The organism is Mesorhizobium sp. 10J20-29, assembly GCF_054130485.1.
On the sequence record NZ_CP199156.1, the window covers coordinates 465,382 to 487,372 of the forward strand.

The window sequence follows — 21,991 nt, forward strand, 5'->3', positions numbered from 1 at the left end:
CGTCAGATCGGCGCCCGCTTGGTCAGGTTCAGCTTCTTGCGGACCTCTTCGGGACCGAGCACCCTGGCGCCCATATTCTCGACGATGCCGACCGCACGGTCGACCAGCTGGGCGTTGGTTGCCAGCACGCCCTTGTCGAGCCAAAGATTGTCCTCAAGACCGACGCGGCAATTGCCGCCGGCGAGCACCGCGGCCGCAACATAGGCCATCTGGTTGCGGCCGATCGAGAAGGCCGACCAGTTCCAGTCCGACGGCACATTGTTGACCATCGCCATGAAGGTGTTGAGGTCGTCCGGCGCGCCCCACGGCACGCCCATGCAGAGCTGCACCAGCGCGTCGGGCGCCAGCACGCCCTCCTCGACCAGCTGCTTGGCGAACCACAGATGGCCGGTGTCGAAGGCCTCGATCTCCGGCTTCACGCCCATCTCGGTCATCATGCGGCCCATGGCGCGCAGCATGCCGGGAGTGTTGGTCATCACATAGTCGGCCTCGTTGAAGTTCATGGTGCCGCAATCGAGCGTGCAGATTTCCGGGCGGCACTGGCGCACATGCTCGACGCGCTCGGACGCGCTCGCCATGTCGGTACCTTGCGCTCTCAGCGGCAACGGGCTTTCAACGTCGCCGAACACCATGTCGCCGCCCATGCCGGCGGTCAGGTTCAGCACGACATCGACATCGGCGTCGCGGATGCGTTCCGTCACCTCGCGGTAGAGGGCGACGTCGCGGCGCGGCTTGCCGGTCTCGGGATCGCGCACATGGCAGTGGACGATGGCCGCACCGGCCTTGGCTGCGTCGATCGCCGAATCGGCGATCTGCTTCGGCGAACGCGGCACATGCGGGCTGCGGTCCTGCGTCCCGCCCGAGCCGGTCACGGCACAGGTGATGAAGACCTCGCGGTTCATGGTCAGCGGCATCGGCAACTCCCTTGGCTCCCGGCCCCTTCCCCTACCAACCCTAGCTCCTGCCGTCGAGGCGGAGGCATGCGCGGGCGGACAGTTCGGACGGCCGTGGATTGTGCCGGCAGCATCGTCCGGCTTGCGCGGCCACGCTTCACACTTTACGAATTCAACTTGATGAAAAGCGAAGCCACGTCAATCTTCCGCTCCGACGATACCGCGCTCAGGGTGACGCTGCTGGTGTTTTCCGGCGCCTCGATCATGTGCGTCGCCTCGGCGGTCGATCCGCTGCGCGCGGCGAACCGCATTGCCGGCGCCACCATGTTCGACTGGCAGCTCGTTTCGGCCGACGGCGAGCCGGCCGTCACCACCTCCGGCCTGCCGATCGCGGTGTCTGGTCGCTTCGACGCGACACAGAAGACCGATGTGCTGATCGCCATCGGCGGCTTCGGCACGCGCTACGAGACGGCCTCGCTCGTTGCAGGTTTTCGCCGGGCCGCAAGAGCAACGCGCGCCGTAGGCGGCATCGAGGCCGGTACGTGGCTGCTCGGACGCGCCGGCCTGCTCGAGGGGCGTGCCGCGACGACGCACTGGGAGGATCTGGAGGATTTCGCCGCTGCCTTTCCCGGCGCCGACATCCGCCCCGACCGCTATGTCATCGACGGGCCGGTGTTCACCGCCGGTGGCGCCTCGCCGACCTTTGACCTGATGCTGCATCTGGTGCGCGCACGCCTCGGCATGGCGGTGGCGCTCGATGTCGCCAGCGTCTTCATCTACGACCAGGCGCGCGCCGCCACCGACGCACAGCCGCTCGTCTCGCTCGGCCGGCTCGACGGATTCGACCCGCGGCTTGCCGGCGCCATCCGCCTGATGGAATCGCATGTCGACCGGCCCCTCACGGTAGCGGCCATCGCGCGGCGAACTGGCGTGACCGCAAGGACACTGGAGAAGACGTTTTCCCGCGCCATCGGCGAGACACCGGGCGCCTACTATCTGCGCCTCAGGTTGAACGCGGCCCGTCGCCTCGTGCTCGACACCGCAGAGCCGATGGCCGACATCGCCGGCCGTACCGGCTTTTCATCGGCGGCGGCCTTTTCGCGCGCCTTCTCGCACGCCTTCGGCCAGCCGCCGGCGCGCATGCGTCGCGGCTGACTACGCCCGCTTGGCGGTTGGTTCTTCTTCGAGGAGGGAGCGCAGGGCGGAAGCGAGCCTTGTCTCCATGCGCCGCGCCACGACAGCGTCCCAGTCGGCGCTATGCGAGAGGCCGTCCTGTTTCGGCAGCGGCATCGCCATCAGCTGGTCGACGATCGAGGCAGACTCGTTCAGACGGTCGAGCAGCGTCGCGATCTGGGCGTCTAGGTCGCTGTGGTTCTGGTCGTCGAGGCGCTTCGTGTCCATGACCGCCTGCATAGCGGTCTTTCATGACAGGACGACGGCAATTGCGTGTCGCGACGCGGGTTATTTTCGAATTCGAATGACCCTTGGTCAGCCGGTTTGAAAAGAAATCGCCCGGGCCGTCAGACGACGACCCGGACGATCATTTGCCGGCTTGGTTTGCTCAGACGTAGCGGTTGACGATGTTCTCGAGCAGTTCCTGCTGGCCGGAACGCGGCTGGGGCTCGATGCCCTTCTTCACCACGCGCTCGGCGATCTCCTCGAGGGTGCGCTTGCCCGACAGCATCGCCTTGCCCTCGGCCGATTTCCAGCCTGCATAGCGCGCCTCGAGCGGCCCGATCAGCGCCTTGTCCTCGATCATCTTCGCCGCCGCCTTGAGGCCGCGTGCGCAGCAATCCATCGCGCCGATATGCGCGATCAGCAGGTCCTGCGGGTCGAGCGACTGGCGGCGCAGCTTGGCGTCGAAATTGGTGCCACCCGTCTTGAACCCGCCGGCCATCAGCACCTCGTAGTAGGCGAGCGCCATCTCCGGAACATTGTTGGGGAACTGGTCGGTGTCCCAGCCGGACTGGTAGTCGTTGCGGTTCATGTCGATCGAGCCGAAAATGCCGAGTGCGGCGGCCAGCGCCAGCTCGTGCTCGAAGGTATGACCGGCCAGGATCGCGTGGCCCTGCTCGATGTTGACCTTGACCTCGTTCTCCAGCCCGAAGCGCTTGAGGAAGCCGTAGACCGTTGCGACGTCGTAGTCATACTGGTGCTTGGTCGGCTCCTGCGGCTTCGGCTCGATCAGGATCGTGCCCTTGAAACCGATCTTGTGCTTGTAGTCGACGACCATCTGCAGGAAGCGCCCGGCCTGCTCCGACTCGCGCTTGAGATCGGTGTTGAGCAGCGTCTCGTAGCCCTCGCGGCCGCCCCACAGCACGTAGTTCTCGCCCTTCAGCCGCTTGGTCACGTCCATGCAGCTCTTCACCGTCGCTGCGGCATAGGCAAAGACATCCGGGTCCGGATTGGTCGCGGCGCCCGACATGTAGCGGCGGTGCGAAAACAGGTTGGCCGTGCCCCACAGGAGCTTGGTGCCTGTCTTCTTCATCTTGCCGGCAAAATAGTCAGCGATCTCGTCGAGCCGCGCCGCGCTTTCTGCAAAGGTTTCCGCCTCGGGCCGCACGTCGGCATCGTGGAAGCAGTAGTAGGGAACGCCGAGCAGCGAAAACATCTCGAAGGCGACGTCGGCCTTCAGCTTCGCCAGTTCCATCGTGTCACCGAACCACGGCCTGTCGAAGGTCTGGCCACCGAACGGATCGCCGCCAGGCCAGGCGAAGCTGTGCCAGTAGGCGATCGAGAAGCGCATATGGTCTTCCACCCGCTTGCCCGCGACCTTCTCGTCGGGATTGTAGAAGCGATAGGCCAGCGGATTGGTACTGTCCGGCCCCTCGTACTTGATCGGCTTGATGTCGCCAAAGAAACCGGTGGTCATCACATAACTCCCTTGATGGCAGGATAGAGTGCGCGGTAGCGCTGATAGGCATCTGAATAGGCCGCCGACAGCGAACGGTCGGGTTCGATCGTTTCTTCGGTTTTCGGCGTCGTGCAGACCGCGAACGGGTCGGCGCCGGTAGCAGCGATGAGCCCCAGCCGCGCCGCGCCGAAGGCGGCGCCGAAATCGCCGTCGGCCGGAACCTCGACCGGCAGGTCGAGCGCTGTCGCCATGGCGCGCAGCCAATAGCGCGAGCGAGAGCCGCCGCCGATCGCGGTGACGCGGTCGAGTTCGGTCCCGGCGGCGCGCAGCGCCTCCAGGCTGTCGCGGAAGGCAAAGGCGACGCCCTCGAGCACCGCCTGGGTCAGCACCGGACGGCCCGCTTCGTGGCCGAGGCCGGCAAAGACGCCGCGGATCGAAGCGTCATTGTGGGGTGTGCGCTCGCCAGAGAGATAGGGCAAGAAGGTGACGCCGGTTGGCGCCTTGAGCGTCTCGCCGAGCTCGTCGGTCAGCGCGCCGGCATCCTTGCCGGTGATGCCCGACAGCCAGTTCAGCGAATCCGTCGCCGACAGGATGACGCCCATCTGGTGCCAGGTGTCCGGCAGTGCGTGACAGAAGGTGTGCACCGCGCTTTCCGGGTGGGGCAGATAGGCGCCGTTGGCGGCGAAGATGACGCCCGACGTGCCGAGCGAGGCGAAGGCCTGGCCGGGCCGGACCGTGCCCATGCCGCAGGCCGAGGCGGCATTGTCGCCGGCGCCGCCGGCAACCGGAATGCCTGCCCGCAGGCCCCATTTCGACGCCAGGTCGGCGCGCAGCCCGCCCGCCGCTTGGGTGCCCTCGACCAGCGTCGGCATCTGGCTCTCGCTGAGATCGGTCGCGGCCAGCAGCTCGTCCGACCAGCGCCGCTGCGCCACATCGAGCCAGGCGGTGCCGGCCGAATCCGACATTTCCGACATGTGCTCACCGGTCAGCCAGAGGCGCAGGAAATCCTTGGGCAGCAGGACCTTGGCGACGCGGGCGAAAATCTCAGGCTCGTTGTTCTTGACCCAGGCGAGCTTCGGCGCGGTGAAGCCCGGAAAGACGATATTGCCGCTGATCTCGCGGAACGCCGGATTGGCGTCGAGCGCGGCAGCCTCCTTGTGGCTGCGCGTATCGTTCCACAGGATGCAGGGGCGCAGCACCACGTCGCGGTTGTCGACGAGCGTCGCGCCATGCATGTGGCCGGAGAGGCCGATCCCCTCGACGGCGGCAAGTTCCTTAGGCCGTCCCGCCTGAAGGCCCTCAAGTGCCTTGGCGGTAGCGGCGATCCAGTCGTTGGGGTCCTGCTCTGACCAGCCCGGATGCGGACGCGAAACCTCGAGCGGTGCGGTCGCCGAGCCCACCACGCGCTGGTTCGCGTCGATCAGCAGCGCCTTGACGCTCGACGTGCCGAGATCGATGCCGAGATACATGAACCCTCCTCCCGATGGCGGCCGAAACGCTTGAGCGCCGCCCCGACCAGCGCTGCAGTTCATCACAGATGAACCCCGCGCATTCCTCCCGGCAGAAGCTACAACCCAAAACCGGGCCGAGTGCAACCGCCAAACCGGGCTCCAGAGAGCATTTTTTTCGCAACCCGCAATAATTCCGCGAATTTCTTATTGTCTGACTTATCGGTCAGGAGACGGCGCGGCCGGCGACCTCTCGTGCACGCCTGAGGAAGAGCTGCGACAGCGGGCTCTCGGGCCGCGCCACGGCGCGCTCGGCCGAAAGCGCCGCGGCAAGCGCGCCATTGCCCGAGCGGAACGCCGCCTCGATCAGCGTCAGGTCGATGACGTCGCGCTGCGCATGGCTGCCGCCGAAACGCGCTGCGATGCCACGGATGGGACGCAGCAGCGTCACCACGGTTGCATAATCGCCCTCGCCGAACGCCTTGATGGCGCGCGTCACCGGGTGGCCGACCTCGCGGGTAAACTGGGCGTTGTCGTCTGTACCGCCCATGGCCTCGTCCTGCGCTTCCAGCAGCAGGCGCGCCGGCTCGTCCAGACCGGCGCCGACGAAGGCCATCATGGCGTGCGCATCGTTGAAGGCATAGTTTCCGTCCTTCGCCTTCGGCGCCCAGTTTGCGGCAAGAGCGGCCCAGCGGTCGCCGACATCGACGCCCTGCAGGTGGAGCCGCCACAGCAGCGCAGATGCGTCGAGCATGTTCAGCGCCAGCGTCGAATGCGTGCCGTAGATATGGTCGTCGAACAGTTTCAGCGCAGCCTCAGTCTCGCCGAGTTCGTAGTGAAACAGCGCGAGATGCCACCAGTTGTGCACCTGGAAGAAGCTGTCGCCTGTCCAGGCCTCGGCATTATCGCGCATCCAGGCAATGCCGTCGCGCTGCCGGCTCTGCATCTCCATGACATGGGCGACCGCGTGCTGCGCCCAGCCGTCGCGCGGCTCGATGCCGATCGCTTCGCGGCCGAGCCGCTCGGCGCGCGCATAGTCGCCCATTTCCTCCAGCCCGAAGGCGTGCATGGAAAGCGTTGCGTGATAGCCGGCCATGCCGGGCGACCACGCCGGAACGGCCCGCGCGATGCGGTCGCGCAGCATCCGGGAATTGCCGGTGAAGAAGTCGATCTGGTGGCCGGCAAGCAGCGCCAGGGCATCGCGCGGTTCCTCGATGGTGACGTCCTCCAGCACGCGGCCCGCCTCATGCCATCGCCCTGCGGCGAGATGGCCGAGGGCGGCCACATGACCTTTTTCCCGCACCGTTGCCGGCAGCCCTGTTGCGGCTGCATGGCAGGATTTCACCACATCGATGGCCTCGCGGTCGGTGGACAGCCCAAAAAGGTAGCCCTTCAGCACGTGCCCCATGACGAGTTCGGGAGCCTCGCCAAGCGCCGCATCGACGGAGGCGACCGGGTCGCCGACATAGCATTGCAGCTCGTGCAGCGCCTTTTCGTACTGGCCGAGGGCGGCCGCATCGGCGCCGGTCACGTAAAGGCCGAGTTGATCGGTGACTGACATGGGAGCTCTCCCCTCAATTGCCCGAGCGCACGGCCACCGTGGCGATGCCGGCACCGACGAGCAGTGTGCCGCCCGTCCGGTTGAAGATGCGGATGGCGCGCGGGTTGCCGACCAGCCTGCGCGCCCGCGCCGCGACCAGCGCGTAGCCGAAGGCATTGGCGAAGGCGAGCGCCAGGAAGGTCGTCTCGAAGATCAGCATCTGCGTCCAGAAGTCTGCATGGCGGTCGAGGAACTGCGGCAGGAAGGCGACGAAGAAGGTGATGCTCTTCGGGTTCAGCGCCGTCACCAGCCAGGCATGCGCCATCATGCGCACGGCCGATACCCGATCGGTGCGCGGTTCCGCGTCGAGGCTGCCGCCGGCGCGAAAGAGTTTGATGCCGAGATAGATGAGATAGGCCGCGCCGATCCATTTCAGCGCGGTGAACACCATGGCGGACGCCGCGAGCAGCGCGCCGATGCCGAGCATGGACAGTGTCATGGCGGTGAAATCGCCGAGCGCCACGCCCACCGCCATCGGCAGCGCCGTGCGCCAGCCCTGGCCGAGCGCATAGGACACAACAAGCAGGATCGTCGGACCCGGAATGACCAGGAGCACGGCGGAGGCGGCGGCAAAGGCTGCCCAGTTCTCGAGCGGCATGGCGAACTCCGTAGCAGCAGGAATGAATCGCCTGCCCGCGCCATTTGTAAAGAGGCCCCCGCCGGCAAAATGCGGCGCGGGCGCCACTTTCACCTTTCGTCAACCATGATTGCCTAAAATTCGCGCAAGTTCTGGCCTCCTGTCGGAACAGGTAGCCGAGTGGAACAGTAACCGTGTCAAACTCATCCGCCACGCCAATCCTGCCCGCAGCCGAAGCGTCGCGCGCCACTTTCTCGCGCCGCAGCGCGCTTCTTGGTCTCGGATCGGCCACCGTTCTCGCCGCAGCCGGCTGCTCGCGCAGCATCGATCTCGCCGCGATCGAGGTGGACGACTACACCACCGGGTCTATCCGCCCCCGCATCAGCGTCGACCGCAACGTCACGACGCCGGAACTCATGTACGCCTCCTTCGCCGATGAGGGATTCGTGCTGCCGGAAGTGCCCTACCAGAAGGTCGAGCCGCAATGGCGCCGCCAGATCGTCGTCGATCCGACCGGCGAGGCGCCCGGCACCATCGTGGTGCGGCTGAAGGAGCGGCATCTCTATTACGTGCAGCCCGGGGGCGACGCGCTGCGCTATGGCGTCGGCATCGGCCGCGAAGGCTTTCTGTGGTCCGGACGGGCCAACATCCAGTACGGCAAGAAGTGGCCGACCTGGACCCCGCCCGCCGAAATGATCGCCCGCAAGCCCGAGCTGGAAAAATGGCGCGGCGGCCAGCCCGGCGGTCTCGAAAACCCGCTCGGCGCGCGCGCGCTCTATATCTTCAAGGACGGCCGCGACACCGGCTTTCGCGTGCACGGCTCGCCCGAGTGGTGGACCATCGGGCAGGCCATGTCGTCCGGCTGCGTGCGGATGATCAACCAGGACGTCATCGACCTGTTCAACCGCGTTTCCGGCAAGACCCCGATCGTCGTCGCCTGAGGCCCGAGGCCGGTTCGCCGCGAAGCGAACCGCCAGGGACAGACGGCTCAGACGTTCGCCGCGACGAGCGCCTTTTCCAGCTTGCCCATGCCTTCGGCGAGAATCTCGTCGGAGATGGTCAGCGGCATCAGGATGCGGATCGTGTTGGCATGCACGCCGCACGACAGAAGAACCAGCCCCTCGGCAAGCGCTGCCGCGGTCACCCGCTTGGTCGCATCGGCGTCCGGCTCCTCGGCGCCGCGCGACTTGACGATGTCGAAGGCCACCATGGCGCCCGGGCCGCGGATCGCCGACATCGGCACCGTGTCGTTGCGCTGCGCGATGCGGGCGAGTTCGCCCTTGATGCGATCGCCGAGCACGTTGGCGCGGTCGATCAGCTTTTCCTCGGCAATGACATCGAGCACGGCAAGGGCTGCCGCGCAGGCGAGCGGGCTGCCGGCATAGGTGCCGCCGAGGCCGCCCGGGTCCGGCGCATCCATGATGGCGGCGCGGCCGACGACCCCCGACAGCGGAAAGCCGCCGGCAAGCGACTTGGCGATCGTCATCAGGTCGGGTTCGACGCCGGAGTTCTCGATGCCGAACATCTTGCCGGTGCGCGCGAAGCCGGTCTGCACCTCGTCGGCAATCAGCAGGATGCCGTGCTCGTCGCAGATGGCGCGCAGTGCCGTCAGCAGCTCGGTCGGCGCCGGATAGAAGCCGCCCTCGCCCTGCACCGGCTCGATGATGATTGCAGCGACGTTGAACGGGTCCACATCGGCCCGGAACAGGTACTCGATCGCCTTCAGCGTATCGGCGACCGTCACGCCGTGCTGCGCCACCGGGAACGGTACGTGCCAGACGCCGGCCGGCATCGGGCCGAACTTCTTCTTGTAGGGCGCGACCTTGCCGGTCAGCGCGCTGGTCATCAGCGTGCGTCCGTGGAAGGCGCCTGAGAAGGCAATGATGTTTGTGCGTCCCGTCGCGGCGCGGGCGATCTTGACGGCGTTCTCGACGGCTTCCGCACCGGTCGAGAACAGGATGGACTTGGCCTCGCCCGAAAACGGCGCCAGCGCGTTCAGCTTCTCGCACAGTTCGATATAGGGCTCGTAGGGTACGATCTGGAACGCCGTGTGCGTGTAGTGGTCGAGCTGGTCGCGCACCGCCTTGACCACCTTGGGATGCCGGTGTCCGGTGTTGAGCACCGCGATGCCGCCGCCGAAGTCGATGAAGCGCCTGCCGTCGACGTCCCACAGCTCGGAGCCTTCGGCGCGCTCGGCAAACACGGGGTAGGCGGTGGCGACGCCGCGCGGAATGGCTGCGGTCCGGCGGGCCTGGAGCGCTGAATTGCTGGTCATTGGATCCCCTCTTCGGTGCGAACACCGCATCATTCTATCGACTGTCTTGCGCGAGCGATATGCGTCCGCGCCCATCCCTGTCATCCAGCCAGCGCTGCGCTTCCGATGGCTCAGGCAGCGTCAGCTGGGCTCGCTGTCGACGATTTCCTTCTCGCGTGCCTCGCGCTGTTCCTGCAGCGCGTTGCTGAAGGCGGAGGCCAGGATGCCGGTCGGCATGGCGATCAGGCCAATCCCCGTGATCGCGGTGAGCCCGGCGAGCAGCTTGCCAAGGATGGTGAGCGGAACGGCGTCGCCATAGCCGACAGTGGTCAGTGTCGCGACCGACCACCACATGGCGCGCGGGATGCTGCCGAAGGCGTCCGGCTGGCCTGCCCCCTCGACGAGGAACAGCAGCGTCGAGGAAACCAGCAGCAGCATGCCTGCGACGGCGAGGCTCATCAGCAACTCGTAACGCCGGTCGCGCACCGCCTGGGCGATGGCCAGCATCGCCGTCGAATAGCGCCCGAGCTTGGCCAGCATGACGATGCGCACCAGCCGGAACAGTCGCAGGATCGTGCCCTCCGCACCCATCAGCGTGATGAACAGGCTGGCGAGCACGATGACGTCGATGATGGCGGTGAAGCTGCGCATGTAGCGCAACCGGCCGCGCCAGCCCTCTCCAAAGGCCGGGTTCTCGGCAATCGTCCAGACCCGCCCGGCATATTCGGCGAGAAAGATCACCGCCAGCACCATCTCGGCGGCGCGGAACAGGTCCTCGCGCCCGCGCAGCACGGTCGGTTCGCTCTGCACGATCGCCATCACCACGGCGACGACGATGATCACGGCAATCGCCTTGTTGAGAGGCGACAGGCCTGATCCGGGCCATGCTTGGGTGTGCAGGTTCACATAGAGCCAGTGCCGCCAGCCCGTACCGCCATCCGCCGGGCCGGGTTCGATGCGGGAGGGTGTGGTCTGATCCATCAGCGTGCGTCGAACGTCCCGGACTCAGACAAAAGGCTTGCCGACGTCGTACTTCTTCGGCACCAACCGCTTCATGTAGGCCATGCCTTTTTCCGACAGGGAGGTTCCCGACGCATCGAGGTAGTCGTCCGGCATATGGCGTGTCTTGGCCGCGACGGCCGACAGCGGCACGATCTTCAGCACCGTCTTCTCGCCATCGAACTGCAAGGCTACAGAGCCGCCGCCCTGGGCCGCCGCCTCGACAGCATGGACGCCGGCGTCGAAGGCTTCCTGCTGGTCGACCTTGCTGATCGCCGCGATCGAGCCGCGCGGCATGTAGCCGAGTGCATCGACCCGCGCCCGCTGGCCGGGCAGCCCGTCGCGCAGCGCATGCTCGAAGGCGAGGCCGAGGTCGCCGCCTGACAGCTTGAGATTGCCGTGCGCATCGCGCTCCAGCCGCTCCTCGGGCACGATGGTCTCGACCAGCGAACGCCCGTCCTCTGTGGACACGCCTTCGGAAACGGCGACGATGCAGCGTTTGTGGCGCGCGAGCTTGGCGCGCACGTCGTCGATGAAGCGCGGCACCGAGAAGGCCCGCTCAGGCACGTAGATCAGGTGCGGTCCGCTGTCCTCGTCGAGCCGCCAGGCCGCCGAGGCGGCGGTCAGGAAGCCGGCATGCCGGCCCATGACGATCGCGACATAGACGCCGGGCAGCGCGCGGAAATCGAGATCGACCGACAGGAAGGCCCCGGCGACGAACTCGGCCGCCGAGATGAAGCCCGGCGTGTGGTCGTTCTCCATCAGGTCATTGTCGATGGTCTTGGGCGCATGCACGAAGGCGATCGAGCCGCCCGAGGCGTCGGTGAGAATCTGCTGCGTGCCCGACGTGTCGTTGCCGCCGATATAGATGAAGGCGTCGGCTGAGACCTTTTTCAGGCCCGCGAGCACCTTGTCGCAATAGGCAGCGTCCGGCTTGTCGCGCGTCGAGCCCAGCGCCGCGCTCGGCGTTCCGGCGATCAGCCTGAGCTGCGCCTCCGGCACGTCCGACAGCACGACATAGTCGCCGTCGCGTACGCCGCGCACGCCATGCCGCGCACCAAGCACCCGAGCCCCCGGATGACGGCGCAGCACCTCCAGAGTCGCGCCCACCATCGTCTGGTTGATCACCGCCGTCGGGCCACCACCCTGCGCGATCACGAATGTCTCGGCCATGCCTGAAAAGTCTCCTGTCTCTCGATGCCGGCACAATCGCCTGTCTGGCAGTCCAGCGCAACGCCGTCGCGGCAAAAACGGCGCGCATCCGGCCGCCCGGATGCGTCAGCCTTGTCCCTCGGGCGTCGTGTCGTCGGCCTGCCGCAGCAGTTCGTTCAGCGCGGCGGGAATGTCGATGCGCGCCTTCATCGGCAGGTGGTCCGAGGCGACCCTGGCAAGCGGCGAATTGTGCACCTCGAGCTTGGTTACCAGACCCGGCGATCCGATCACCCGGTCGAGCGCGATGACCGGGAAATAGGACGGGAAGCTGAAATGCTCGTGCGACAGCGGGCCGAACACCGGGCGCAGCGCCAGCAGGGATGAGCGGTTGCCCGGCCGCCATTCGTTGAAGTCGCCCATCAGCAGAACCGGCACGGACGGGCCGTCCTGGATGGCGTTCAGGATCGAGTGGATCTGCCAGCGCCGGCTGCGCCTCAGAAGACCGAGATGGGCGGCGACCATCCTGAGCGGCCCGGTCGGCAGGTCGAGATCCACGAGTAGCGCGCCGCGCGGCTCGGCTCCCGGCAGTGCCAGCCGGCGCATGTCCTGCACCGCGCCGGTCTTCAGCAGGAGCGCGTTGCCGTGCCAGCCGTGCCCGTCCGGCTTCTCCGACGTTGGCACCAGCGTCAGCCCCGTCATCCCTTCCAGCGCCTGGAGGTCGAGGAGGCCGCGGCGGCGGCCGAAACGCTGGTCGGCTTCCTGGATGGCGACGACGTCGGCATCGAGCTCTGCGATGACATGGGCGATGCGTGCCGGATCGAAGCGGCCATCCGTCCCGACGCATTTGTGGATGTTGTAGGAAGCGACGGTGATCTCGCGGCCGCTGCTTTCGACCCTCGGCCGGTCGTCAGGCTCCAGATTGGCCAGTTGCATAGCCTGCAGGCGGGCTCTCAGGTCGTGCTTCATCGAGCTGAACCGCCGCGACGTCCGCCTGAGGCGCGCGATCAGGGCCGGATCGAGGAATGCGCGGTGCCTCTTTGTCATTCGCCTGCCTTGGCTGTTGCGAATGAAGTGATAGACGGACAGGCGCGGCGAGAAAAGCCGCCGCGAGCAAGAAGCCATGGGTTTTTGAACGGCCGGGCCACCGGGCCGCGAACTGCGAGCGACAGGACCGGCGACGCCTAGCGGCGGTTGCCGATGATGACCTCGTCGGTATTGGCAAGCAGCTTGCGCACCGCGCGCCGCGCAGCGTCCGGACGGCGCAGCCGGATCGCCTTCTCGATCGCCTCGTGCAGGATCTGGGCACTCTGCACGTCATTGAGTTCGCGCGTCACGAAGACGAAGAGATTGTTGAGTGCCGATTCGATCAGCACGCCGAGCGGCACCAGCAGGTCGTTGCCCGAAGCCCGCAGGATGGCCAGATGAAAGCGCGTATCGGCCTGTGTGCGGCTCGACAGCGAGGTGGCCTCGCCCATCTCGCGGCAGGCGGCGCTGATTTCCTCCATCTGCTCGTCTGTCCGGCGTTCGGCCGCCAGGGCGGTGGCCTCGGGCTCAATGATGTGGCGGAACTCCTGAACCGTGCGCAGGAAGGCCTCGCGATCCGGCGCCATGGCGTACCAGCCGAGCACATCGCGATCGAGCAGGTTCCAGCGTTCGCGTGGCTCGACCCAGCTGCCGATCTTCGGCCGCGAGGCCAGCAGGCTCTTGGCCATCAGCATCTTGATCGCCTCGCGCACCGCCGAGCGGCTGACGTTGAAGGTCTCGGACCATTTCGCTTCGTTGGGCAGGATGGTTCCGGGCGGATAGTCGCCGCGCACGATCCTCAGGCCGATCTCGTTGGCCAGCGAGGCATGCACGCTGCTGCCGCCGATCAGCGCATTGCCGGTGCTCTTGCCTCGGTCGAGGCTGCCCTGCGAACCGGCTGCCGTCGAGGATCGCTTTGCCTTGCCGCCCCGCATGTGTCGTGAAGTCTCCTGTGCCTGCCGCACGACCAATATCCGGCAGGAATGCCCCCGGCGCGCCGAAACGACACGCCGGGGAAGCATAGCTATTTCTGGATGCAGGTGTCGACCGTATCCTTGGTGCACTCGTCGAGGCCGGTGAAGACCGGATCGTCGACCGGCTTGCCTTCGATCAGGTCGATCATGACGCCGGGCGCCAGGTAGCCCATCTCGAAGGGCCGCTGACCAACCAGCGCCGTGACCAGGCCCTCGCCGGCAATCGCGACTTCGTCGCCGATCGTGTCGGCGGCGCCGATCACGAACTCGTTGGCGGCGATCTTGTCGGCGATCGGCCTGAACAGGTCGCGGTAGGGCTGCGGCGCGCCGAACAGCGGCCAGCCGCCCATGATGCCGAAGCCGACGAGGTCGGGATTTGCGGCCATGATGTCGGTCATCGCCTGGACGCCCTTGGCGCCGTCGTCATTGGTGAAGACCGGGCAGCCCGCAACTTCGGTCCAGCCGCCTTCGCCCTTCAGTTCGGCCAGGCCGTCCTGGCCCGACAGCGAATCGCGCCAGCCCTGCGCGCGGCGCAGGATGTTGTCGGCACCCGGGTTGCCCTGGATGGAGCAGACCTTGCCGCCGGCTGGCAGCGCTTCCTTCATGTAATCGCCGATGCGCTTGCCCATCAGGTAGTTGTCGGTTCCGAGGTAGGTCTTGCGCAGCGCCGCGTCTTCCTGGGCAAGGTCGGCGTCCACCGTCATGATCGGCACCGTCGCGCCGGATGTCTTGATGGTCTGCGCGATCAGCTTGGCGTTGGACGGCGAGATCGCCATTGCGGCGGTATCGGCCTTGCCGAGCATGTCCTGCACGATCTGCGCTTCGCCGGCTTCATCCGACGTCGAGGCCGGACCGGTGTAGAAGCACTCATATTCGGAACTGGCGTTTTCGGAATTCCACTTCTGGCAGCCCTGGTTGATCGCTTCGAAGAAGGGATTGTCGAGACCCTTTACGACGATGACCAGCTGTTTCTTCGCCAGGGCAGGGCCGGCGCCAAGCGCCAGAGCAGCCGCGGCAAGCAGTAAAGGTAGTTTCCTCATGCATTCCTCCCTTGCAACAAACGGCCACAGGAGCGTGGCCGCCACTTAGTCGATACGCGGCGGAAGTCGACGCATGGCCTGCGCCGCTGGCTTCGCTGCAGCCCTGCCGGGTCAGCCGCAAGCCGGAATTGCCGGCGCGAGACAGCATTTCCCGGTGCGCCGCACACTGCGAGTCCGCGGTGGCTGTCGGGAAACTGCATCGCGAAATCCGGCATTACCTTCCTCCGGGTGAGCAGCTAATAGCGCCGGGCGGGTCGCGTCAACGCGTTTATCCTATTTATCATACAAAAGAGACAAATAGGCTGACGCATGATTGACGCCTCCGCTGTGGTTGGCCTAAATGCCGGGATCGCCGGCCGGGAGGAACCGGGCCGGACGACACCGCGACACGGCACAGGCACGAGCCATTGTCCGGCGCGGAAACGGGAGGAACAAGAGCGCGTGGCAGTCTTGGAACTCGTCAACATTTCGAAGCATTTTGGCGCCATCCAGGCAGTAAACGACGTGTCGTTTGCCCTGGAGCCCGGCGAGGTCGTCGGCCTCATGGGCGACAACGGCGCCGGCAAGTCCACCCTGGTCAAGATGATCGCCGGCAATTTCCGGCCGAGCGCCGGCAAGCTGAAGATGGACGACGCCGAGATCGTGCTGCACCGTCCTGTAGAGGCGCGCCGGCACGGCATCGAGATCGTCCACCAGGACCTCGCGCTCTGCGACAATCTGACGGCGGCCGCCAATGTCTTTCTCGGCCGTGAGCTGCGACGCGGCTTCGGCCCCTTCGGCATCCTCGACTACGCCACGATGTACCGCCGCGCCGGCGAGATCTTTGCCGAGCTGAAGTCGGAAACGCGCCCGCGCGACCTGGTGAAGCAGATGTCGGGTGGCCAGCGACAGGCCGTCGCCATTGCGCGCACGAGGCTGTCGGACGCCAAGATCGTTTTGATGGACGAGCCGACCGCCGCCATCTCGGTCAGGCAGGTTGCCGAGGTGCTCAACCTTATACGCCTGTTGCGCGACAAGGGCATCGCCATCGTCTTGATCAGTCATCGTATGCCCGACGTCTTCACGGTGGCCGATCGTGTCATCGTCATGCGGCGGGGCCAGAAGGTTGCGGACAAACAGATCGCCGACAGCTCGCCCGAGGAAGTCACCGGGCTCATCACCGGGGCGATCGAGCGGGTCTGAGGCGGCCGGAAAAAGGACAAGGGGCGATAATGGCTATCACGCTTGACCAGACGATCGAGCAGAAGCAGCAGAGCTGGCTTTCTGCGACGCTCGCCAGCCAGACATTCTGGGTGCTGGTCGCCATCGCGCTGGCCTTCTTGTACCTGTCCTTTGCGACCGACTCCTTCGCCACGTCGAAGAACCTCTACAACATCACCCGCAATGTTTCTTTCGTCGCCATCGTGGCGCTTGGCATGACGTTGGTCATCATTACTGGCGGCATCGACCTGTCGGTCGGCTCGGTGCTCTGTCTCTGTTCGATGATTCTGGCGGTCGTCATGCATGCCGGCTCCTCGATCGAGATCGGCATCGCGGCCGCGATCGGCACGGCGCTGATCGTCGGCGCCTTCAATGGCATCCTGATCGCCTATCTCGGTTTTCCGCCCTTTGTGGTGACGCTCGGCATGCTCTCCATTGCGCGCAGCCTGGCGATGGTCGCGTCCAACAACACGGTGGTCTTCGAGTTCGGGCCAGACCACGAAAAGCTGCTGGCGCTCGGTGGCGGCGCCTGGCTGTTCGGCATCGCCAACCCGGTTCTCTACATGGTCTTGCTGGCGCTGATCACCGGCTTCGTGCTGCGCTGGACCAAGTTCGGCCGGCATGTCTATGCCATCGGCGGCAACGAGCACGCCGCCACGCTGACAGGCGTGCCGGTGCGTCCCATCAAGGTCGCCGTCTACATGGTGTCGGCGCTGTCGGCCGGCATTGCCGGCATCATCCAGACCGGCTGGCTCGGCGCGGTGACCACCAATCTCGGCGCCGGCATGGAACTGCAGGTGATCGCCGCGGCGGTCATCGGTGGCGCCAACCTCGCCGGCGGCATCGGTACCGCCTTCGGCGCGCTGGTCGGCGCGGCGCTTATCGAGATCATCCGCAATAGCCTGGGCCTGCTCGGCATCAATGCCTTCTGGCAGGGTACCTTCATCGGCGGCGCGATTGTCCTTGCGGTATTGTTCGACCGCATCCGCAATCTTCGGCTCAACGACTAGGACAATCCATGCACAACCTCTTCAGTCTAGCGGGCCGGCGGGCTCTGGTCACCGGTTCGGGACAGGGTATCGGCTTTGGCCTGGCGCGCGGCCTGGCCGAGCACGGCGCGACGGTCATTCTCAATGGTCGCACAAAGGAGAAGGTCGAGCGTGCCGTCGACACGCTGAGCGCTGAAGGCCATGCGGTTCATGCCTGCGTGTTCGACGTTACCGATGCGGCATCCGTCGCGTCGGCCGTCGAAAAAATCGAGGCCGAGATCGGGGCGATCGACATCCTGATCAGCAACGCCGGGGTTCAGTTCCGCGCGCCGCTCGAGGATTTCCCCGACGACAAATGGCAGCTTCTGCTGCAGACCAACGTTACCGGCGTATTCAATGTCGGCAAGGCCGTGGCCAAGCGCATGATCCCGCGCGGCAGGGGCAAGATCATCAACATCGCTTCCGTGATGAGCGAACTCGCGCGGGCCACCATCGCGCCCTATTCCGCCACCAAGGGCGCGGTGCGCAACCTGACGCGCGGCATGTGCGCCGACTGGGCCCGGCACGGCCTGCAGATCAACGCCATCGCGCCCGGCTTTTTCCGGACCGAACTGAACACCGCCCTGTCGGAAGATGCCAAGTTCAACACATGGCTCGATCAGCGGACGCCGGCCGGGCGCTGGGGCGAAGTGCCCGAGCTTGTCGGCGCAGCCGTCTTCCTTGCCTCCGACGCGTCAAGCTTCGTCAACGGCCACGTCCTTTACGTCGACGGCGGCATGACGGCCTCCGTCTGAACGGCGGCGCGTTGTCCGCGCCGCCGACTTCGGCCAGTAGCCGGCTCAGGCGTATTTGCGCCAGTTGTGCTTTTCCTTGAAGCCCAGCACTTCCCGGATCTTGCGGTTGGAGAACAACGTCTCGTATTCGCCAAGCTCGCCCTTCACCGGCACGTCCGGGTAGAAACGCTTGAGCAGTTCGCGCGTCGGCAGGTCGGCCGAGGTGTCGTCATTGGCCGCGTTGAATATCTGGAAGCCAAGCCCGTCCTTGGCGATGGCGAGATCGGTGATCTGGCCGAGGTCGCGCGCGTCGATATAGCTCCAGGCAATGCGCTTGCGGAACTCCGGATCGGCGCGCCATTTCGGAATGTGGGCCTCGTATTCATGCGGCTCGATGACGTTGCCGATGCGCAGCGCGTATATGTCGGCGCCGCTGCGCAGCGCGAAGGCGCGCGCCGTCTTTTCGTTGACCACCTTCGACAGGGCGTAGCTGTCCATCGGGTCGACGTCATACTCCTCGTCGAGGGGAAAATGCGTCGGGTTACGCGGCTCGTTGGCGAAGACCAGCCCGTAGGTTGTCTCGCTGGAGGCGACGATGATCTTCTTGATGCCGAGCTTCACCGCCGCCTCGATGACGTTGTAGGTGCCCATCGCGTTGATGCGGAAGACCTCGTTGTCGGGCGTGATCATGATGCGCGGGATGGCCGCGAAATGCACCACGGCGTCGACCGGCTGTGCGCGCAGCGACGGGTCGAACTCGTGCAGGCCCATGTAGCTCGTCAGCGCGTTGAACACCTGGCCGCTATCGGTGATGTCGGTGATCAGCGTGCGCACCTTGGGGTTGTCCAGCGGCTTGGTGTCGAGGTTGAGCACCTGGTGCCCCTGCTCGACCAGATACTGCACGACGTGCCGCCCTGCCTTGCCCGAGCCGCCCGTGAACATGATTCTCTTCGACATATGGTCCTCCATGCGAATTCAGGCCTCGAAGGTAGCGCTACCACAAGGCTGCGCAAGGGCCAGTCCGGCAATAACGGCCGTCGAGCCCCGGCTTTCTGCAACGGCTGCCTCAGGCAGCCTCGATCTCGGCCTGCAGCGCCGTCATGTGCCGCGCCGCAGCCGACGTCGCCGCCCGTTCGATCGCCCTGAAGCGACGCACCACCGCGAGGCCCGCCGGCGTCAGCGTCGTGCCGCCGCCCCGCCTGCCGCCGACCTGCGCCGCCACCACCGGCTTGCCGAACAGGCGGTTCATCTCCTCGACGAGATCCCAGGCGCGCTTGTAGGACATCTTCATCGTCCGCGCCGCCGCCGAGATCGAGCCGCAGGCGGCGATTTCCTCCAGAAGGTCGATCTTTCCCGGCCCGATGCGGCCGGCGGGATCAAGATTGATCCTCAGGCTGAGCGTTGGCATATGCGCTATCCCTCTCCCGAAATCTTTTCCGGCGCGCGACCGGCGGCGACGCCGCTCCAGGTGTTGGCGCGGTCGAAACTGACCGCCTTGATCACGGCGAAGACCGGCTGGCCCGCGGCGAGGCCAAGCACCTCGCAGGACTGCCGGGTGACGCGCGCCTCGATCTGCGCCTCGCCGCAGGCAAGCGTCACGTCGGCAAACGCCCCCTGCGGCCTGATCGCGGAAACCGTCGCCGGCAGGACGTTGAGCGCGCTCAGGCCGCGCGGCCGTTCGGTCGCAATCAGCACGTCGCGCGCCCGGATGCGCACCCGCACGCTCGCGCCCCCGGGCAATCCGCTGCCCGCCACCCTTAGCTCGCCGGCAGCCGATGTCAGCACCGTCATGTCGAACTCGCCTTCCTGTCGGGCGACCTGCATGTCGAGCACCGCGCCGCCCTCGCCGCGCTCCTCCTCCGGCAGGAGGTCGAGCCGCCGCAGGATTTCCGTGGTCGGCCCGGCGGCGGTGACCCGGCCCTCGTCGAGCACCACGATGTCGCTCGCCAGCCGCGCCACCTCGGCGACCGAGTGGCTGACATAGACGATCGGGATCTTGGTCTCGTCGCGCAGCCGCTCGAGATAGGGCATGATCTCCGACTTGCGCGCCTCGTCGAGCGCGGCCAGCGGCTCGTCCATCAGCATCAGCAGCGGGCTGGCAAGCAGCGCCCGGCCGATCGCCACGCGCTGCCGCTCGCCGCCCGACAGCGAGCCCGGCCGCCGTTCCAGCAGCGAGCCGATGCCGAGCATCTCGACCACGCCGGCTATGTCCGTCCGGCGTTCGTCGCGCGGCGCGAACCAGCGCCCGTAGCGCAGGTTCTGTGCGACCGTGAGATGCGGGAACAGCCGGGCATCCTGGAACACATAGCCGACGCGGCGCCGGTGCATCGGCACGAAGGTGCCCGCCCCGGTGTCGGCCAGCACGCGGCCGTCGACGGCGATGCGACCCTCGTCGGGAGCGAGCAGCCCGGCGATCAGGTTGACCAGCGAGGTCTTGCCCGAACCCGAGGGGCCGAACAGCGCGACCAGCCGCCCGTCCGTCTCGAAACGGGCGTCGAGCCGGAAACTGCCGAGCCGGTGGCGGATGTCGACCGAGAGCGTCATGCGCTGCCCGCCTGTTTTGCGGCGCGCCTTGCCAGAACTTCCGACACCAGCAGGGCCGCCATCGCGATGGCGATAGAGATCAGCGTCAGGCGCAGCGCCCCGGCGTCACCGCCCGGAACCTGGGTCAGCGTGTAGATTGCCGAAGGCAGCGTCTGCGTTTCGCCTGGAATGTTGGAGACGAAGGTGATCGTTGCGCCGAACTCGCCCATCGCCTTGGCGAAGGACAGGATCATGCCGGCGATGACGCCTGGCAGGATGAGCGGCAGCGTGATGGTGACGAACACCCAGGGCGCGCTGGCGCCGAGCGTGCCGGCGGCGAACTCGAGCCTGCGGTCGACCGCCTCGATCGACAGGCGGATCGCCCGCACCATCAGCGGAAAACCCATCACCGCGCAGGCGAGTGCCGCACCCGTCCAGCGGAACGAGAAGACGATGCCGAAATGCTCCGCGAGGAAGGCGCCGATCGGTCCTCGTTTGCCGAAGCTCAGAAGCAGCAGATAGCCGGTCACCACTGGCGGCATGACCAGCGGCAGGTGCACGAGGCCGTTGAGCAACGACTTGCCCCAGAAGTTGCCGCGCGCCAGCAAAAGCCCGACGCCGATCCCGAGCGGCAGGCTGGCGAGCATCGCCCAGGTCGCGACCTTGACCGACAGCCGGATCGCGCTCCATTCGTCGGGTGTCAGGTCGAGCAGCCAGTCCATCGCCCCGCCTCTCAGTTCGCCGCAGCGGGGGCGAGCACCGTGAAGCCCTGTGCCTCGTAGAGCGGCCGCGCGCGCCCCGAGGCAAGACAGGCGAAGAATGTCGACGCTTCCGGTTCCCGCGCCTCCGCCAGTTCCGCGGCCGGGTAGACGATCGGCGGGTGCGAGCTCTCGGGAAAGGTATCAATGATCCGCACGCCGTGCTCGGCCGCCGCGTCGGTCCGGTAGACGATGCCGAGCGGCGCCTCTCCGGTCGCCACGAGTTTCAGCGCAGCCCGAACATTCTCGGCCTGCGCCGTGTGGTCGCCGACCGACTGCCAGACGCCGAGCGACTGGAGCGCGGCCATGGCATATTTGCCGGCGGGCACGGCCCGGACGTCGCCGATAGCGAGCCTGCCGCCGCCGAGCAGGCCGGCGAGATCGAAGCCCGGGCCGATCGTCGCCTCGGCGATGGAATCCGCAGGCGCGATGAGAACGATGCGGTTGCCGAGCAGCCTCGTCTCCGACTCCGGCTTCGTCAGCTTGCGGTCTGACAGGTAGGTCATCCAGTCGAGGTCGGCCGAGATGAAGACGTCGGCCGGCGCGCCGGCCTCGATCTGACGGGCGAGCGCCGAGCTCGCCGCATAGGATATGCTTGCCGGGATTCCGGTTTCGGCGGTGCAGCTTTCGGTGACGGCATCGAGCGCGTTCTTCAGGCTTGCCGCCGCAAAGACCGTGACCCGCTCGCCGGCCATGGAAGCGGTCGCGCTGCACAGCGCGGCGACTACTGCCACCACAAGGGCCAACCTGCCTGAAACTCCCATCCGGCTGCTCCTCGATGGCGAGGCGATGCGCCAGCCAATCCGCACATCGTTATATCCACTCGTATACAGCAGGGAAAGCCGAGACGGAGCCTTTTCGCCGTTCGATCGGCTGGGGCAGGCGGCGCAAGCGGGAACCATCGCACCACATTTCCGTTGTGCGTTGGGGTGTC

Annotated in this window: 22 protein-coding genes; 5 read left to right on the forward strand and 17 right to left on the reverse strand. The window is 66.5% G+C overall.

Annotated elements, in window-relative coordinates; translation table 11 throughout:
• Positions 1–2 precede the first annotated feature (2 nt).
• Positions 3–914: a 3-keto-5-aminohexanoate cleavage protein gene (locus ACT2BZ_RS02250; RefSeq protein WP_457938978.1), complete on the reverse strand. Its 912-nt coding sequence runs from the start codon at positions 912–914 to the stop codon at positions 3–5.
• A 156-nt stretch (positions 915–1,070) separates the two neighbouring features.
• Between ACT2BZ_RS02250 and ACT2BZ_RS02255 the strand changes: the two genes are divergently transcribed.
• Positions 1,071–2,048: a GlxA family transcriptional regulator gene (locus tag ACT2BZ_RS02255; RefSeq protein ID WP_457938980.1), complete on the forward strand. Its 978-nt coding sequence runs from the start codon at positions 1,071–1,073 to the stop codon at positions 2,046–2,048.
• On the opposite strand, the gene ACT2BZ_RS02260 is transcribed toward ACT2BZ_RS02255, so the two are convergent.
• The 5 genes from ACT2BZ_RS02260 to ACT2BZ_RS02280 all read right to left on the reverse strand — a co-directional run bounded on the left by ACT2BZ_RS02260 (position 2,049) and on the right by ACT2BZ_RS02280 (position 7,393).
• Positions 2,049–2,294 carry a hypothetical protein gene (locus tag ACT2BZ_RS02260; RefSeq protein WP_457938981.1) on the reverse strand — a complete coding sequence of 82 codons (246 nt, stop codon included), beginning with the start codon at positions 2,292–2,294 and terminating at the stop codon, positions 2,049–2,051.
• A gap of 160 nt (positions 2,295–2,454) precedes the next feature.
• Positions 2,455–3,765 (reverse strand): xylose isomerase, encoded by a 1,311-nt coding sequence (gene xylA, locus ACT2BZ_RS02265; RefSeq protein WP_457938982.1) that lies wholly within the window; start codon positions 3,763–3,765, stop codon positions 2,455–2,457.
• On the reverse strand, positions 3,765–5,216 hold the full coding sequence (gene xylB / locus ACT2BZ_RS02270) for a xylulokinase (RefSeq protein ID WP_457938984.1): 1,452 nt from the start codon (positions 5,214–5,216) through the stop codon (positions 3,765–3,767). Before xylB ends, xylA begins: the two co-directional genes overlap by 1 nt.
• A gap of 205 nt (positions 5,217–5,421) precedes the next feature.
• A complete protein-coding gene (locus ACT2BZ_RS02275) occupies positions 5,422–6,756 on the reverse strand; it encodes a tetratricopeptide repeat protein (protein ID WP_457938985.1) in 1,335 nt (444 codons plus the stop codon).
• 13 nt (positions 6,757–6,769) lie between these two features.
• Positions 6,770–7,393 (reverse strand): LysE family translocator, encoded by a 624-nt coding sequence (locus ACT2BZ_RS02280; RefSeq protein WP_457938986.1) that lies wholly within the window; start codon positions 7,391–7,393, stop codon positions 6,770–6,772.
• A gap of 173 nt (positions 7,394–7,566) precedes the next feature.
• On the opposite strand from ACT2BZ_RS02280, the gene ACT2BZ_RS02285 reads away from it, so the two are divergent.
• Positions 7,567–8,313, forward strand: a complete 747-nt coding sequence (locus tag ACT2BZ_RS02285; protein WP_457938988.1) for a L,D-transpeptidase — start codon at positions 7,567–7,569, stop codon at positions 8,311–8,313.
• A gap of 47 nt (positions 8,314–8,360) precedes the next feature.
• Here ACT2BZ_RS02285 and gabT read toward each other — a convergent pair whose 3' ends face one another.
• The 6 genes from gabT to ACT2BZ_RS02315 form a co-directional block, all read right to left on the reverse strand.
• Entirely contained in the window at positions 8,361–9,647 is a 1,287-nt protein-coding gene (gene gabT, locus ACT2BZ_RS02290; RefSeq protein ID WP_457938989.1) for a 4-aminobutyrate--2-oxoglutarate transaminase, read from the reverse strand.
• Between the two features lie 120 nt (positions 9,648–9,767).
• On the reverse strand, positions 9,768–10,607 hold the full coding sequence (locus ACT2BZ_RS02295) for an ion transporter (protein WP_457938991.1): 840 nt from the start codon (positions 10,605–10,607) through the stop codon (positions 9,768–9,770).
• Positions 10,608–10,631: 24 nt separating this feature from the next.
• Positions 10,632–11,798 carry a diphosphate--fructose-6-phosphate 1-phosphotransferase gene (locus tag ACT2BZ_RS02300; protein WP_457938992.1) on the reverse strand — a complete coding sequence of 389 codons (1,167 nt, stop codon included), beginning with the start codon at positions 11,796–11,798 and terminating at the stop codon, positions 10,632–10,634.
• 105 nt (positions 11,799–11,903) lie between these two features.
• On the reverse strand, positions 11,904–12,710 hold the full coding sequence (locus tag ACT2BZ_RS02305; RefSeq protein ID WP_457941452.1) for an endonuclease/exonuclease/phosphatase family protein: 807 nt from the start codon (positions 12,708–12,710) through the stop codon (positions 11,904–11,906).
• A gap of 248 nt (positions 12,711–12,958) precedes the next feature.
• Complete coding sequence (locus ACT2BZ_RS02310; RefSeq protein WP_457938994.1) at positions 12,959–13,735, reverse strand: FadR/GntR family transcriptional regulator; 777 nt, start codon at positions 13,733–13,735, stop codon at positions 12,959–12,961.
• 89 nt (positions 13,736–13,824) lie between these two features.
• Positions 13,825–14,814, reverse strand: coding sequence for a substrate-binding domain-containing protein (locus tag ACT2BZ_RS02315; RefSeq protein ID WP_457938996.1), 990 nt, complete (start codon positions 14,812–14,814; stop codon positions 13,825–13,827).
• Between the two features lie 309 nt (positions 14,815–15,123).
• Here ACT2BZ_RS02315 and ACT2BZ_RS02320 point away from each other — a divergent pair, with 309 nt between their 5' ends.
• From ACT2BZ_RS02320 to ACT2BZ_RS02330, 3 genes are read left to right on the forward strand one after another with little or no spacing between them, the layout of a single operon-like run.
• Positions 15,124–15,996 (forward strand): ATP-binding cassette domain-containing protein, encoded by an 873-nt coding sequence (locus ACT2BZ_RS02320; protein WP_457938998.1) that lies wholly within the window; start codon positions 15,124–15,126, stop codon positions 15,994–15,996.
• A 29-nt stretch (positions 15,997–16,025) separates the two neighbouring features.
• The gene (locus ACT2BZ_RS02325; protein WP_457939000.1) at positions 16,026–17,024 is read left to right on the forward strand and encodes an ABC transporter permease; all 999 of its coding nucleotides are present in this window, start codon (positions 16,026–16,028) and stop codon (positions 17,022–17,024) included.
• Between the two features lie 8 nt (positions 17,025–17,032).
• Positions 17,033–17,797 carry an SDR family oxidoreductase gene (locus tag ACT2BZ_RS02330; protein WP_457939001.1) on the forward strand — a complete coding sequence of 255 codons (765 nt, stop codon included), beginning with the start codon at positions 17,033–17,035 and terminating at the stop codon, positions 17,795–17,797.
• Positions 17,798–17,842: 45 nt separating this feature from the next.
• On the opposite strand, the gene ACT2BZ_RS02335 is transcribed toward ACT2BZ_RS02330, so the two are convergent.
• The 5 genes from ACT2BZ_RS02335 to modA form a co-directional block, all read right to left on the reverse strand.
• Positions 17,843–18,733: an NAD-dependent epimerase/dehydratase family protein gene (locus tag ACT2BZ_RS02335; RefSeq protein WP_457939002.1), complete on the reverse strand. Its 891-nt coding sequence runs from the start codon at positions 18,731–18,733 to the stop codon at positions 17,843–17,845.
• A gap of 109 nt (positions 18,734–18,842) precedes the next feature.
• The gene (locus ACT2BZ_RS02340) at positions 18,843–19,184 is read right to left on the reverse strand and encodes a winged helix-turn-helix domain-containing protein (protein ID WP_457939003.1); all 342 of its coding nucleotides are present in this window, start codon (positions 19,182–19,184) and stop codon (positions 18,843–18,845) included.
• A 5-nt stretch (positions 19,185–19,189) separates the two neighbouring features.
• Positions 19,190–20,320, reverse strand: coding sequence for a molybdenum ABC transporter ATP-binding protein (gene modC / locus ACT2BZ_RS02345; RefSeq protein WP_457939004.1), 1,131 nt, complete (start codon positions 20,318–20,320; stop codon positions 19,190–19,192).
• Positions 20,317–21,021 (reverse strand): molybdate ABC transporter permease subunit, encoded by a 705-nt coding sequence (gene modB, locus ACT2BZ_RS02350; protein WP_457939006.1) that lies wholly within the window; start codon positions 21,019–21,021, stop codon positions 20,317–20,319. The genes modC and modB overlap by 4 nt, the downstream gene beginning before the upstream one ends.
• An 11-nt stretch (positions 21,022–21,032) precedes the next feature.
• Positions 21,033–21,821, reverse strand: coding sequence for a molybdate ABC transporter substrate-binding protein (modA, locus tag ACT2BZ_RS02355; protein WP_457939007.1), 789 nt, complete (start codon positions 21,819–21,821; stop codon positions 21,033–21,035).
• Positions 21,822–21,991: the final 170 nt, after the last annotated feature.